At 64.7% G+C, this 14,517-nt stretch carries 12 protein-coding genes; 5 read left to right on the top strand and 7 right to left on the bottom strand.

From position 1 onward, the window contains the following. Nucleotides 1–68: 68 nt before the first annotated feature. From BLP99_RS19365 to BLP99_RS19350, 4 genes are read right to left on the bottom strand one after another with little or no spacing between them, the layout of a single operon-like run. Nucleotides 69–1,436, bottom strand: a complete 1,368-nt coding sequence (locus tag BLP99_RS19365) for a heavy metal sensor histidine kinase (protein ID WP_072397024.1) — start codon at nt 1,434–1,436, stop codon at nt 69–71. After that, complete coding sequence (locus BLP99_RS19360) at nt 1,423–2,097, bottom strand: heavy metal response regulator transcription factor (protein WP_072397026.1); 675 nt, start codon at nt 2,095–2,097, stop codon at nt 1,423–1,425. The genes BLP99_RS19365 and BLP99_RS19360 overlap by 14 nt, the downstream gene beginning before the upstream one ends. 9 nt (nt 2,098–2,106) lie before the next feature. Continuing rightward, nucleotides 2,107–5,220: a multidrug efflux RND transporter permease subunit gene (locus tag BLP99_RS19355; protein WP_092181448.1), complete on the bottom strand. Its 3,114-nt coding sequence runs from the start codon at nt 5,218–5,220 to the stop codon at nt 2,107–2,109. After that, a complete protein-coding gene (locus BLP99_RS19350) occupies nt 5,217–6,374 on the bottom strand; it encodes an efflux RND transporter periplasmic adaptor subunit (protein WP_092181445.1) in 1,158 nt (385 codons plus the stop codon). The genes BLP99_RS19355 and BLP99_RS19350 overlap by 4 nt, the downstream gene beginning before the upstream one ends. A 233-nt stretch (nt 6,375–6,607) precedes the next feature. On the opposite strand from BLP99_RS19350, the gene BLP99_RS19345 reads away from it, so the two are divergent. Then, nucleotides 6,608–6,865, top strand: coding sequence for a hypothetical protein (locus BLP99_RS19345; RefSeq protein WP_072397032.1), 258 nt, complete (start codon nt 6,608–6,610; stop codon nt 6,863–6,865). Between the two features lie 19 nt (nt 6,866–6,884). On the opposite strand, the gene BLP99_RS19340 is transcribed toward BLP99_RS19345, so the two are convergent. Next, nucleotides 6,885–7,853 (bottom strand): LysR family transcriptional regulator, encoded by a 969-nt coding sequence (locus tag BLP99_RS19340; protein ID WP_072397034.1) that lies wholly within the window; start codon nt 7,851–7,853, stop codon nt 6,885–6,887. Nucleotides 7,854–8,179: 326 nt separating this feature from the next. Between BLP99_RS19340 and BLP99_RS19335 the strand changes: the two genes are divergently transcribed. Genes BLP99_RS19335 through BLP99_RS19320 form a run of 4 tightly spaced genes read left to right on the top strand, consistent with a single transcriptional unit; the run spans nt 8,180 to nt 12,982 of the window. Continuing rightward, nucleotides 8,180–9,691, top strand: coding sequence for an efflux transporter outer membrane subunit (locus BLP99_RS19335; RefSeq protein ID WP_072397036.1), 1,512 nt, complete (start codon nt 8,180–8,182; stop codon nt 9,689–9,691). Nucleotides 9,692–9,701: 10 nt separating this feature from the next. Further along, entirely contained in the window at nt 9,702–11,906 is a 2,205-nt protein-coding gene (locus BLP99_RS19330) for an FUSC family protein (RefSeq protein WP_072397038.1), read from the top strand. Further along, a complete protein-coding gene (locus tag BLP99_RS19325) occupies nt 11,896–12,096 on the top strand; it encodes a DUF1656 domain-containing protein (protein WP_072397040.1) in 201 nt (66 codons plus the stop codon). Before BLP99_RS19330 ends, BLP99_RS19325 begins: the two co-directional genes overlap by 11 nt. A gap of 10 nt (nt 12,097–12,106) precedes the next feature. Further along, nucleotides 12,107–12,982, top strand: coding sequence for an efflux RND transporter periplasmic adaptor subunit (locus tag BLP99_RS19320; RefSeq protein WP_072397042.1), 876 nt, complete (start codon nt 12,107–12,109; stop codon nt 12,980–12,982). Between the two features lie 170 nt (nt 12,983–13,152). On the opposite strand, the gene BLP99_RS19315 is transcribed toward BLP99_RS19320, so the two are convergent. Both BLP99_RS19315 and BLP99_RS19310 read right to left on the bottom strand, forming a co-directional pair. Next, on the bottom strand, nt 13,153–13,977 hold the full coding sequence (locus BLP99_RS19315; protein WP_072397044.1) for an SDR family oxidoreductase: 825 nt from the start codon (nt 13,975–13,977) through the stop codon (nt 13,153–13,155). Nucleotides 13,978–14,012: 35 nt separating this feature from the next. Beyond that, nucleotides 14,013–14,477, bottom strand: coding sequence for a multidrug transporter (locus BLP99_RS19310; RefSeq protein WP_072397046.1), 465 nt, complete (start codon nt 14,475–14,477; stop codon nt 14,013–14,015). Between the last annotated feature and the right edge of the window lie 40 nt (nt 14,478–14,517).

The raw sequence follows: 14,517 nt of genomic DNA, 5'->3' as shown, positions 1-14,517 counted from the left end.
GGCTTTCGCCCAGCATTCAATGGCTGCAAAGGCCTGCGCTGGATGCCGTGGGAGCCTTTGGGAGAATGTCAGGCCGGCAAGCGGATGCCGAAGGTGTTGGCGCCCTGGTCGCTGTGCACGAAGACTTCCCCGCCGTGCATCAGTGCAATCGCCCTGACGATGGCCAGCCCCAGTCCATGATTGGCTCCGCTGTTGCTGCGGGAGGCATCGACCCGGTAGAAGCGTTCGAACAGGCGCGGCAAGTGTTCGCCGGCGATCGGTTCGCCGGGGTTGGTGACGGCCAGGGTGACCTGGTCGCCAAGGGCTTCGATGTGCACGTCGATCACCTGCCCCGGGGCGGTGTGCTGCACGGCGTTGCTCAGCAGGTTGATCAGTGCCCGGCGCAGATGGGCGATCTCGATGTTGGCCTGGGCATCGCCGCTGACCCGGACCTGGACCTGGGCGTCCTCGAGGATGAAGTCGAGGTAGTCGAGGGTGGTGGCGACCTCGCCGGCCAGGGACGCATGGGTCAGTTTGGTCGCCTTGCTGCCCTGGTCGGCGCTGGCGAGGAACAGCATGTCGTTGATGATCGAGCGCAGCCGTTCCAGTTCCTCCAGATTCGATTGCAACACTTCGAAGTAGTGCTCGGCCGAACGCCCGCGGGTCAAGGCCACCTGGGTCTGGCCGATCAGGTTGGTCAGGGGCGAACGCAGTTCATGGGCGACATCGGCGTTGAACGACTCCAGGCGCGAGTACGCCTGTTCGACCCGGTCGAGGGTAGCGTTGAAGGAACTGACGAACTGACCGAGTTCCGGTGGTAGCGGCGACAGGTGCAAGCGCCCGCAGAGGCGTGGCGGGGCCAGGCGCCGGGCTTCCTCGGACAGCTTGATCAGCGGCTTGAGGCCGATGCGCGCGACCCAGTAGCCCAGCAACGAGGCCAGCAGCACGCCGATGCATGCCAGGCTCACCAGCGCCACCAACAGGCGGTGCTGGGTCTGGGAGAATGTTTCGGTGTCGATGCCGATCATGAAGCGTAGCGGCGGTCGCTGGTCCTTGGCCGGGAACTGGCTCACCAGCACCTTCATTGGGTAGTCCCGGCCGGGCAACTGCAGGTCGTGCTTGCCCAGTGGCCCTTGGGTGATGGCCCGGATCTGCGCGTCGGGGTTGCCGTACTCGAAGCGGGGATCGCCGCTGACGATCCAGAAGTGGATGCGCTTGTCTTCTTCGGCCAGCAATCGCAATTTGTTGTTGATCTTCACCCAGTGCTCGGGCGTGCCGTAGCGACCCACCGTGGATTCCAGCACGCTGTAGCGGGCGTCGAGTTCGGCTTCGGGCAACAGCCCCAGGCCTTTTTCGACCTGTTGGTAAAGCGCGCCGCCGATCAGCAGGAACACCACGGCGGCCACCAGTGTGAAGAGGCCGCTGAGTCGCAACGCGATGCTGTTACTCACCGCGATTCTCCAGGACGTAACCCATTCCGCGAATGGTGTGCAGCAGTTTCTGTTCGAACGGCCCGTCCAGCTTGGCCCGCAGGCGCTTGATCGCCACCTCCACCACGTTGGCGTCGCTGTCGAAGTTGATGTCCCACACCATTTCGGCGATGGCGGTCTTGGAGAGAATCTCCCCCTGGCGGCGTGCCAGCACGCTGAGCAGGGAGAACTCCTTGGCGGTCAGGTCCAGGCGTTGGCCGGCGCGAGTGGCCTTGCGGCTGATCAGGTCGATCCACAAGTCGGCGATGCTCACCTGCACCGGTTCATGACCCCCGCTGCGGCGGGTCAGGGCCTGCAGGCGGGCCACCAGTTCCAGGAACGAAAACGGCTTGCCCAGGTAATCGTCGGCCCCGTCGCGCAGGCCCTTGATGCGATCCTCGACCCGTTCCCGGGCGGTGAGCATGATTACCGGTGTCTGCTTGCGGGCGCGCAAGGCCCGCAGCACGCCGAAGCCGTCCAGGCCCGGCAGCATGACATCGAGCACGATCACGGCGTATTCGCTCTCCAGGGCCAGGTGCAGCCCCTCGACGCCGTTCGCTGCCACGTCCACGGTGTAGCCCTGTTCGGTCAGGCCGCGGTGCAGGTAGTCCGCGGTTTTCTCTTCGTCTTCGATGATCAGAACGCGCATGGCCTTGCCTCAGTCTGTAGTCGCCAGCGCCGCTGTCGAAGCGGGCCCGGGTGGAAGTGGGCGCCGATGGAACAGTCGCTCGAGCCACAAGTATATGACCGGTGTGGTGAACAGCGTCAGCGCCTGGCTGACCAGCAGGCCGCCGACCACCGCGATGCCCAGGGGCTGCCGCAACTCGGCACCAGCGCCATAACCGAGCATCAACGGCAAGGCACCCAGCAGGGCGGCCAGGGTGGTCATGATGATTGGGCGGAACCGGGTCAGGCAGGCCTGGAAAATCGCCTCCTGGGGGGCAAGCCCGCCGTTGCGCTGGGCATCGAGGGCGAAATCGATCATCAGGATGCCGTTCTTCTTGACGATCCCGATCAGCAGCACCAGCCCGATCAGCGCCATGATGGAAAAATCCTGGCCCAGCAGCCAGAGCATGATCAACGCGCCGAGGCCGGCCGAGGGCAGGGTGGAAATGATGGTCAGTGGATGCACGAAACTCTCGTAGAGCACGCCAAGGATGATATACACCGCCACCAGCGCGGCAAGGATCAGCCACGGCTGGCTCGCCAGGGAGCTCTGGAAGGCCTGGGCCGCACCCTGGAAGCTGCCGGTGATGGCGGCGGGCATGCCGATCTCGTTCTTGGTCTGTTCGAGGATGCGCACCGCGTCCCCCAATGCCACGCCGGGCGCCAGGTTGAACGAGAGGTTGGCCGCCGGGAACATGCCGTCGTGGGCGATGGACAGCGGACCGTTGGTGGGAGCATCGAAGCGCGCCAGGGCCGAGAGCGGCACCATTTCTCCGCTCAGGGGCGAGCGCAGGTAGAAGTACGCCAGGCTCTCGGCCTTGCCACGTTGCCGGGTGTCCAGCTCAAGGATGACGTTGTACTGGTTGGTCTCGGTCTGGAATTCGTTAATCTGCCGCTGGCCGAAGGCGTCGTACAGGGCCTGGTCGACATCGCTGGCGGTCAGGCCGAAGCGCGCCGCCGCGCTGCGGTCGATGTTGATATGGGTGATGCTGCCGCCCAGTTGCAGGTCGTTGGAGATGTCGCGAAACGCCGGGTTGCCGCGCAACCGGTCGGTGAGTTTCTGCGTCCAGGCCGTGAGCGTCGGCCCGTCGTTGCTCTTGAGCACGTACTGGTACTGGGCGCGGCTGGGCCCGGAGCTGAGGTTGATGTCCTGCCCGGCACGCAGGTAGAGCACCACGCCAGGAACCTTGAGCAATTGGGGCCTGATCCGGTCGATGAAGCCGCTGGCCGATACGTCGCGCTCCCCCCGTGGCTTGAGGGCGATCCAGAAGCGGCCATTGGCGATGGTCTGGTTGTTGCCCGAAACGCCGACGGAATGGGAGAAGGTCTGCACCGCGGGGTCGGCGGCGACGATTTCGGCCAGGGCCTTGTGCTTGGCCACCATGTCCGGGAAGGACACGTCGGCCGCTGCTTCGCTGGTGCCCAGCACCAGGCCTGTATCCTGCACCGGGAAGAAGCCCTTGGGGATGAATACGTAACCCACCACGGCCAGCGCCAGGGTCAGGCCGAATACACCGATCATCAGCGTCTGGTGGGCCAGTGCCCGGCGCAGGCCCCGTTCGTACCAGCCCAGCAGGCGTTCGCCGAACCCCGGGTGGCGGTGCGCCGCATGCACCGGAGCGCGCATGAACAGGGCAGCCAGGGTGGGCGCCAGCGTGAGGGAGACCACCACCGAAATCAGGATGGTCGAGGTGGCGGTCAGGGCGAACTCCTTGAACAGGCGCCCGACCACGCCGCCCATGAACAGCAGCGGTATGAACGCGGCCACCAGCGAGAAACTGATGGAGACCACCGTGACGCCGATTTCCCCGGCTCCCTTGATCGCCGCCTCGCGCATGCCATCACCGGCCTCCAGGTGCCGGTGGATGTTCTCCACCACCACGATGGCATCGTCCACCACGAACCCCACCGAGATGACGATGGCCACCAGGGTCAGGTTGTTCAGGCTGAAGCCCATGACGTACATCAGGGCGAAACTGGCGATCAGCGACACCCCCAGCACCGCCGATACAATCAGGGTCGCCGAAAGCTGGCGCAGGAACAGCGCCATCACCGCCACCACCAGCAGCACCGCGATCAGCAGGGTGATTTCCACTTCGTGCAGCGAGGCGCGGATGGTCTGGGTCCGGTCGATCATCACCTTGACCTGCACCGAGGCGGGCAGCATGGCTTCCAGGGTGGGCAGGGCCGCCTGGATGCGGTCGACCGTCTCGACGATGTTTGCGCCCGGCTGGCGGAAGATCACCAGGTTGACGCCGGGGTCCTGGTCGGACCAGGCCTGGACGTAGGCGTTCTCCGAACCGCTGACGACCTGGGCGATGTCCTTCAGGTGCACCGGTGCGCCGTTCCTGTAGGAGACGATCAGGTCGCCATATTCCTCGGGCTGGAACAACTGGTCGTTGGTGGAGAGGGTGGAGATGCTCGACTGGCCATACAGCGCGCCCTTGGCCAGGTTGAGGCTGGCTTGCTGGAGCGACACGCGCAGGTCGGCCAGTGTCAGGCCGATGGCGGCGAGACGGTCGGCGGAAGCCTGGACCCGGATGGCGGGACGTTGCTGGCCGGTAATGTAGATCTGGCCCACGCCGTCGATCTGGCTGATCTGCCGGGCGAGCAGCGTTTCGACGTAGTCGCTCAGTTCGGTGCCGGGCATCAGGCTGGAACTGATACTGAGGATCAGCACGGGGCTGTCGGCCGGGTTGACCTTGCGCCAGGTGGGCAGGTTCGGCATGTCGCTGGGCAATTTGCCGGCAGCGGTATTGATGGCCGCCTGCACTTCCTGGGCGGCGGTGTCGATGCTCTTGTCGAGGCTGAATTGCAGGGTCAGGTTGGTCGAACCCAGGGCGCTGCTGGAGGTCATCTGGGTGATGCCGGGAATGGCGCTGAATTGCACTTCCAGCGGCGTCGCCACCGACGACGCCATGGTTTCGGGACTGGCGCCGGGCAATTGGGCGCTGACCTGGATCGTCGGGAACTCCGCTTCCGGCAACGGAGCCACGGGCAGGCGAGGAAAGGCGATGCACCCCAGCAGCACCAGGGCAAACGTGAGCAGCACCGTGGCCACTGGATGATCGATGCACCACGCCGAAATAGAACCGCGACCCTTCATGGCTGCGGCTCCGATGCCTTGGCGAGGGCCGGTGGATCACTGAGCACCTGGATGCTGGCCCCCGGCTTGAGCCGCGATTGCCCGTCGCTCACCAGTTGGTCGCCGGCGTCGACCCCCTTGATGATGTGCATGTCGCTGTCCTGGTAGACCATCACTACCGGTACACTCTCGACCTTGTCGCCCTTGATCCGGTACACGAAATGCTGCTCCAGCCCACGCTGGACCACGGTGGGCGGCACCACCAGGGCGTCCTTGTCCAGGGCGGTCTGGATTTTCAGCGTGACCAGTTGCCCGGGCCACAGGCGTTGCCCGGCGTTGCTGAATTCGGCCTTGGCCCGCAGGGTGCCGGTATTGGCGTCGATCTGGTTGTCGATGAGGCTCAGCCGGCCCTCGCCCAACAGCTCTCCCTGACCGCCATCGGTGCCAATATAGGCCTTGACCAGGGCGGGCTCGGGGGCGGCGATCAACCTTTGCAGGGTGGGCAGCATCTGCTGGGGCAGGGAGAATTCCACCGCGATCGGGTCGATCTGGGTCACGGTGAACAGGCCTTCGGTGTCGCTGGTGCGCAGGAAGTTGCCTTCATCCACGTTGCGAATGCCGACACGACCGGTCACCGGAGAGCGGATCTGGGTATAGGACAGTTGTACTTGCGCCGAGTCGATGGCCGCCTGGTTGCCCCGGGCGGTGGCCTTGAGCTGGTTGACCAGGGCCTGTTGCTGGTCGTAGGTCTGTTTCGATACGCCGTCGTCGACACTCAATGCCTTGTAGCGCTTGAGATTGACCTGGGCCACCGCCAGCTGTGCCTGGCTTTCGCCGAGCTGGGCCCGAGCCTGGTCGAGGCTGGCACGGATGAAGCGGTCGTCGATGGTCGCCAGCAGGTCCCCCTTGTTGACCCGTTGCCCTTCCTTGACCAGCAACCGGGTCAGGATGCCGTCCACCTGGGGACGGATCACCACGCTGTGCAGCGACAGCACCGTGCCGATGCCGCTGGCGAAGCGTGGGACATCCTTTCGCTCCACGCTGATCACCCGCACTGGAACGGCGGCGGGAGCACCGGGCCTGGCGGTGACGGGCTTCATGACAAACCAGAGGACAAGTGCCGCCAGGGCGGCCAGCAGTGCGACAAGCAGGACGGTTTTTTTCTGGATGTGCATGAATGTGGGAAGCCGGTTCGGACGAAGGGATTTTTATGTTTCTTATATAGCGTTGCGAGACGGTCAGGAAGGTGACGGCTAGCTGACGGGCGTGTCAGTTTCGTCCCGGATTCCTGTCAGACACGTATCCATGCCTATTGAAACGGCCCGGTGCGTTCGCCAACGGGCAGGTATACTGCCGCCTCGCGCCCTGTGAGCGGGGCCGACTCGCATGCATTTTCCCGGAGCCTTACATGACTTCCCCGACACCCTCGTCCGCGGACGAGCGCCCGAGCGACCACCAGCTGGACTCGCCTGCCGGCGACGTTACCGCTACCGCCGACGCCAAGGCGGCCATCCCGGCCTTCAAATTCCCGTTCAAGCCCGGTGAACTGGCCGCGGCCAAAGGGGCCGGCCAATTGCCGTGGTACAAGAACGGCGTGAAGGACGGTCATACCAAGACCCCCGGAGCCGCGCCTCCCGGTACCCGTCGTTCGATGGGCAAGCGCTGAGCCGAACGGGCGGGGGAGCTCAATGGGGCCCCCGTGCCCCCGCCAGGCTGCCGCTCAGTTCGTAGGCGGTCAGCTCGGCTTGATGCGCCGCCAGGATTTCCGGCAGCGAGCCTCGCAAATACTCGACCCAGGTCTTGATCTTCGCATCCAGGTATTGGCGCGAAGGATAGATGGCGTACAGGTTCAGTTCCTGGGAGCGATAGTTGGGCATGACCCGCACCAGCGTGCCGTTGCGCAGGCCTTCGATGGCGGCATATACCGGCAATACCCCCACGCCCATGCCGCTGGTGATGGCGGTTTTCATGGCGTCGGCGGAGTTCACCAGGAACGGTGACTGATTGATGGTGACCATCTCCTGGCCTTCAGGGCCATCGAACACCCACTTCTCCAGCGGAATGACCGGACTGACCAGGCGCAGGCAGGCGTGGTTGAGCAGGTCGCTGGGTTTTTGCGGGCAGCCGCTGGCCTTCACATAGGCGGGCGAGGCGCAGACGATGCTGTAGGTGATCCCCAGGCGCTGGGAGACGAAGCCTGAATCCGGCAGTTCGCTGGCCAGCACGATAGAGACGTCGTAGCCCTCGTCGAGGATATCCGGTACGCGGTTGGCCAGGGTCAGGTCGAAGGTCACGTCCGGGTGTGTCTTGCGATAACGGGCGATGGCGTCGATCACGAAATGCTGGCCGATACCGGTCATGGTATGGACTTTCAGCTGCCCCGCCGGGCGGGCGTGGGCATCGCTGGCCTCGGCTTCGGCTTCCTCGACGTAGGCCAGGATCTGCTCGCAGCGCAGCAGGTAGCGCTTGCCGGCCTCGGTCAGGGCGATACGGCGAGTGGTGCGGTTGAGCAGGCGGGTTTGCAGATGGGCTTCCAGGTTGGAAACCGCACGCGAGACGTTGGCTGTGGTGGTGTCGAGTTGCCCGGCGGCGGCGGTGAAACTGCCGGCTTCGGCAACACAGCAGAACGCACGCATGTTTTGCAAGGTGTCCATGAACGGTTCTCTTGGGAGGTGGCAAATTGTGACATGAAGTTACAGCGCGAAGGGACCCCGACTAATGGATTATCGCGTTAACGGTAACAAAGAATCACAGAAAGGTCGGCTTATCGCCGCTCGACGCCCTGCCTAGAATTGCCGCCAAAGCAGGAGCGGGACCTTGTGGATACCTGTGGGAGCGAGCTTGCTCGCGATAAGGTCGTCTCATTCGACATTTGAATTGAATGTCCGGACGCCTTCGCGAGCAAGCTCGCTCCCACAAGTCTGCGTCAACAGGCCGCCATTCTCGTCGTCATGCCGGCCCCCTCAGGAATTTTGTGCAAGTGCCGCGTTGCATCAGCAGAGAGCTGAAGACTCTCAGTGTTTGGGTTTTGGCGTCAGTCATTGGCGGTTGCATCGGGACGGGAGGGATTGCCCCCCAGGGCGAGGCCTTGCCGGCCAATGGGCTGGCCACCGATGCCGTGATCCGCGAAGCCGCCCGGGACGCCCATTGGCCGACCCGACAGTGGTGGAAAGCCTACGGCGATCGGCAACTGGATCGTTGGGTCGACCTCGCGCTGCAAGGCAGCCCGAGCCTGGCGATGGCGGTGGCCCGGGTGCGTCAGGCCAGGGCCCTGGCCGGGGTCGCCGAGGCCGCCGAGTCCCTGCAGATCAATGGCCAGGCGAATCTCAAGCGGCACGACTGGCCCACCGACCAGTTCTACGGCCCTGGCGAGCTGGCCAATACCACCACCTGGGACAACAATGCCGGCTTGGGCTTGAGCTACGCCCTGGACCTGTGGGGCCGGGAGCGCAATGCCAGCGAACAGGCCGTCGACCTGGCCCACATGAGCGTGGCGCAGGCACGGCAGGCGCAGCTGGAATTGCAGAACAATGTCGTGCACGCCTATATCCAGTTGTCGCTGCATTACGCTCAGCGCGATATCGTCGCCGCGACGCTGCACCAGCAGGAGCAGATCCTCGAGCTGGCCCGAAAACGCCTGGACGGCGGCATCGGCACTCACTTCGAAGTCAGCCAGGCCCAGGCGCCCCTGCCGGAAACCCATCGCCAGCTAGACGCCCTCGATGAAGCCATTGCCCTGAGTCGCAATCAATTGGCGGCGCTGGCGGGCAAGGGGCCGGGAGAGGGCGCGCGATTGCAACGGCCGACCCTGGCCCTTGGTGCACCCTTGAAGCTGCCGTCGGCGCTGCCCGCCGAACTGCTCGGCCAGCGTCCCGATGTGGTTGCCGGGCGCTGGCAGGTGGCGGCCCAGGCCAGGGGTATCGATGTGGCCCGTGCCGGGTTCTATCCCAACGTCGATCTGGTGGGCAGCCTTGGCTACATGGCCACTGGCGGCGGGGCGCTGGAGTTCCTGACGGGCAAGAAACTCACCTACAGCGTCGGGCCGGCCCTGTCGTTGCCGATTTTCGACGGTGGGCGCCTGCGCGCACAATTGGGAGAGGCCGCAGCCGGTTATGACATCGCCGTGGCGCACTATAACCAGACGCTGGTGAACGCGCTGAAGGGCCTTTCCGACCAGTTGATCCGTCGCGAGTCCATGGACAGGCAACAGGCGTTCGCGGCCGAATCGGTGGCGGCCGCGCAGCGTACCTACGACATCGCCCTGGTGGCGTTCCAGCGCGGGCTCACCGACTACCTCAGCGTGCTCAACGCCCAGAGCCTGCTATTCAGGCAACAGCAGATCCAGCAGCAGGTGGAGGCGGCGCGCCTGAGCGCCCATGCCGACCTCGTGACGGCATTGGGGGGCGGGCTGGAAGCAGGCAACGATACGCCGGCCGCCGCGGCGACACGCCCGACCCCGGCTCCGGCCATTCTTGGCGCATTGGACCGGTGAGCCTGCCTCGATGACTTCCTTGCGCGCCTCATGGCGCTGGCTGCATCGCCTCGAATGGCGCCGCGGTTTTTTCGATTGGGCCCGCAGCGACGGGGTGACCTGGGTCTACATATTCAAGGTGCTGTTCGCCGCGTTCCTGACTCTGTGGCTGGCGATGCGCCTGGAACTGCCGCAACCGCGCACGGCCATGATCACGGTGTTCATCGTCATGCAGCCCCAGAGCGGCCAGGTGTTCGCCAAGAGTTTCTACCGCTTCCTCGGGACCCTGGCCGGTTCGGCGGTGATGGTGGCGCTGATCGCCTTGTTTGCCCAGAACACCGAATGGTTTTTGGGCTGCCTGACGATCTGGGTCGGTTTCTGTACGGCGGGGGCGACACGTTCGCGCAACTTCAGGGCCTACGGTTTCGTGCTGGCCGGCTATACCGCGGCGATGATCGGCCTGCCTGCCCTGGCCCATCCGGAAGGGGCGTTCATGGCGGCGGTCTGGCGGGTGCTGGAAATTTCCCTGGGTATCCTCTGTTCCACCCTGGTCAGCGCCGCGATCCTGCCGCAAACCGCCAGCGCCGCCATGCGCAACGCCTTGTACCAGCGCTTCGCAGTGTTTGCCCTGTTCGTCACCGACGGTCTGCGTGGACGCAGCAGGCAGGAGGCATTCGAGGCCGGCAACGTGCGTTTCATCGCCGAGGCCGTGGGCCTGGAGAGCCTGCGCAGCGTGACCGTGTTCGAGGATCCGCACATGCGTCGGCGCAACGGTCGGCTCAGCCGGCTGAACAGCGAGTTCATGGGCATCACCACGCGCTTCAATGCCTTGCACCAGTTGCTTGAACGACTGCGCGACAGTGCGGCCGACCATGTGGTGAGTGCCATCAAGCCAGGCCTGAACAACCTGGCCGAACTGCTGGACAGCTTCAGCGCCCGGGCCCTGACCGACGCTGACGCCGCGCGGCTGGTGGTGGCCTTGGCCGAGTACAAGGCCCAGCTGCCGGCACAGGTGCGTCGCTTGCGGGCACTGTTCCAGGAAACGGGGCCGAGTGAGGCGCAGTTGCTGGATTTCCACACGGCCTACGAGTTGCTCTACCGATTTGTCGACGATTTGCATGGCTATGCCCTGACCCACGCTTCACTGGTGGATCACCACCACGAACGCGAGCGCTGGGACGAGCCGTATGTGCCGCGGACCAACTGGCTCGCGGCCCTGGCATCAGGGTTTCGCGCCGCGTTCATTCTGCTGGTGCTGGGCAGCTATTGGGTCGCCACGGCCTGGCCGAGCGGGGCGACCATGACCATGATCGCCGCGGCCACGGTGGGCTTGTCGGCGGCGACGCCGAACCCCAAGCGCATGGCATTCCAGATGGCCTGTGGCACTTTGCTCGGGGCACTGGTGGGTTTCGTCGAGATGTTCTTCATCTTCCCGTTGATCGACGGTTTCCCTTTGCTCTGCATGGTGCTGGCACCGGTGCTCATGCTGGGTTCGTTTCTCGGTTCGCGACCGCAATACGCCGGGGTCGGGCTCGGGTTGCTGATCTTTTTCTGCACGGGCTCGGTGCCCGACAACCTGACGGTGTACAACCCCTACACCTTCATCAACGACTACATCGCGATGATTCTCGGCATGCTGGTGTGTGCCGCTGCCGGGGCGATCATTCTGCCGCCCAACAGTCGCTGGCTGTGGCGCCGGCTCGAACAGGACCTGCGCGAGCAAGTTGTGTTCGCCATCAGCGGCCGGCTCAAGGGGCTGGCATCGGGCTTCGAAAGTCGTACCCGAGATCTGCTGCATCAGGCCTATGGGCTGGCAGCGGGGCAGCCCCAGGTGCAGCGGGACTTGCTGCGCTGGATGTTGGTGGTGCTGGAGGTCGGGCACGCGATCATCGAATTACGCAAGGAACAGGCGATCCTGCCGGTGCATCCGGCCTACGCCGAAACCCAGCCGTGGCGCCAGGCGATCCGCGTGATGGGACGAGCCCTGGTGAGGCTGTTCCGCCAGCCGTGCCAGAACAATCTGGAGCGTGCCCTGGTGGCAGTGGACCAGGCGATCGGTCGCGTCCAGGCCACCGATGAACCGTTCGCGCCGCACTTCGACACATCGGCCCTGCGCCGGGTGAAGAGTTACCTGCATTTCATCCGCACTTCCTTGCTGGACCCGCAATCGCCATTGGCCGGCTATGCCATGTCGCATGCCGCCCCGCTGTCCCAGGACCCTGACCATGCCTCGTGAAATCGCCTTCCATGGCGTCTACATGCCCACCATGACCCTGATGTTCTTCATCGCCGCCGCACTGGCCTGGGCCCTGGATCGCTTCCTCTCGGGCATGGATCTGTACCGCTTCTTCTGGCACCCGGCGCTGCTGCGCCTGAGTCTGTTTACCTGCCTGTTCGGCGCGCTGGCGCTGACGGTCTACCGTTGAGATCGATGCGATGAAAAAATTCTTCAGCCTGCTGGCGACGCTGTTGGTACTGGCCTTGGCGCTGTGGGTCGGCCGTACGCTATGGGTGCACTACATGGACACGCCCTGGACCCGCGATGGACGGGTGCGGGCCGACATCATCAACGTCGCCGCCGATGTCAGCGGCGAAGTGGTCGATGTGCCCGTGCGCGACAACCAGCGGGTGAGCAAAGGTGACCTGTTGATGCGTATCGATCCCGAGCACTATCGCATCGCAGTCAAGCAGGCTCGTTCCCTGGTGGCGTCGCGCAAGGCCACCTGGGAAATGCGCAAGGTCAACGCTCATCGTCGCGCGGACCTGGACAGCCTGGTGATCTCCCGGGAAAACCGCGATGACGCCAGCAATATCGCCGACTCGGCCCTGGCCGACTACCAGCACGCCCAGGCGCAACTGGAGGCGGCCGAGCTGAACCTGTCGCGCACCGAGGTGCGTGCCGCGGTGGACGGCTATGTCACCAACCTCAACGTGCACCGTGGCGACTATGCCCGTATCGGCGAGGCGAAGATGGCGGTGGTGGACATGAACTCGTTCTGGGTCTATGGCTTCTTCGAAGAAACCAAGCTGCCCAAGGTCCGCATCGGCGATCCGGCCCAATTGCAGTTGATGAGCGGGGAGCTGCTCAAGGGGCACGTGGAAAGCATTTCCCGTGGCATCTACGACCGCGACAACCCGGCAAGCCGGGAACTGGTGGCCGACGTCAACCCGACCTTCAACTGGGTGCGCCTGGCCCAGCGGGTGCCGGTGCGGATTCATCTTGATGAAGTGCCTGATGGCGTGCTGCTGGCGGCGGGGATGACGTGTACGGTGGTGGTCGAGCCGCAGGGTGAGCCCATTCTTCACCGCTAAGCCCTGTGGGAACGGGCTTGCCCGCGCAAGCGGAGTGTTGGCTTGCGACGATGTTGAAGGTGAGGCCGCCATCGCGAGCAAGCTCGCTCCCACATTGGATTTCCAGTGGGCACGGGTTTTGTGTTCGGCCCGATCCCCTTGCTACAAAGCGCCTGTTGTCGCTTTCGCATCTACAATGTTCTACCCAGCCCAAACCGCTTCATCAACACCTTCTCCAGCAACCCCTTGGGCAGTAAGCCAGCCATCAGCGGCAGGGTCCGGCTGCCATTGCCCAGGCGCAGCAAGCGGGCAGGCCTGGGTTGTTGCACGGCCTTGAGCAGCCCGGCGGCGAATTCGCCGGCCGGGGTCGGCTTGTCCTGGGACGCCTTGGCCCGGGCGCGGATACCGTCGCGCAGGGGCCACCAGGGTGATTGCTCGTTGATCAACTGTTCTGCTTCATGGCCGGCATTCCTGGCGAAACTCGAAGCGATGGCGCCGGGTTGGACTTCCATGACGCGGATACCGAACGGCGCCAGTTCCATGCGCAGCGCGTCGCTCAAGGCGTGCACCGCGGCCTTGGAGGCGCAATAGGCGCCAGCGAACGGTGTGACCAGCACACCGGAAACACTGCCGATGTTCACCACCAGGCCCCTGGCCCGGCGCAGCACCGGGAACAGCGCGCGGGTCACGCCGACGATGGCGAACACATTCGTTTCGAACTGGCGCTGCAAGGCGGGCACGCCGCCGTCCAGCAACGGGCCCATGGCGCCGTAGCCGGCATTGTTGACCAGCACATCGAGGCCGCCGTGCTGCTGGTTGATCCGTTCGCTCAATTGCTCCAGCGCCTGGCCGTCGTTCACGTCCAGCTGGACGGCGGTGAAGCCGGCGGCGCTGAGCGCTGCGACGTCCTCAGCCTTGCGGGCGCTGGCCCAGACCTGGTATCCGGCAGCCTTGAAGGCATCGGCGAGGGCGCGGCCGATGCCGCTTGAACATCCGGTAATCAACGCAACGGGCATGGCGCGTTCCTTGTGCAGAAAAAGAGGAAAGTGGCTCAATCGGAGAAGCTGCCATGCAATCGCTCGGCACGAAACTCCAGCGTCTGCGGGCGATAGCCGGGACGCAGCGGGGGCAGGGGCAGGCAATCCTGCCAGTCGGCACCGGGCTGCAACTGGCCGGGCCCGTGGTAGCGCGGTGCATTGTACGGGGTGTCGGCCAGGTTGATGGTGTCGCCGGGTGCATAGGCCGCGACCCGCCAGCCCAGCTCGACCAATGGTACGTCGTTGCCGTTCTTGAGTTTCAGCAGCAGCGGGCGGTCGGCGGGGCAGTGTTCCGGAGCGTAGGCAAGGCGCAGCTCCAGGCGTGCCAGTTGCCGGGTCTCGCGGTTTTCCTGCCAGATCACCCAGGCGGCCACCAGCCCCAGGCCGACAAACGCCGCCAGGGACACCGGCAGTGCCTTGGCCGGGTAGCGCAGCAGCAGGATCAGCCAGGTAATGACCAGCAAGACGCCAATAAGCATGTTCGAAGCCTCCGATAGCGTAGCCACATCCTACCGGAGG

It is taken from the genome of Pseudomonas sp. NFACC32-1 (genome assembly GCF_900101215.1).
GTDB lineage: Bacteria > Pseudomonadota > Gammaproteobacteria > Pseudomonadales > Pseudomonadaceae > Aquipseudomonas.
This window is presented reverse-complemented; position numbering and strand designations above follow the sequence as displayed.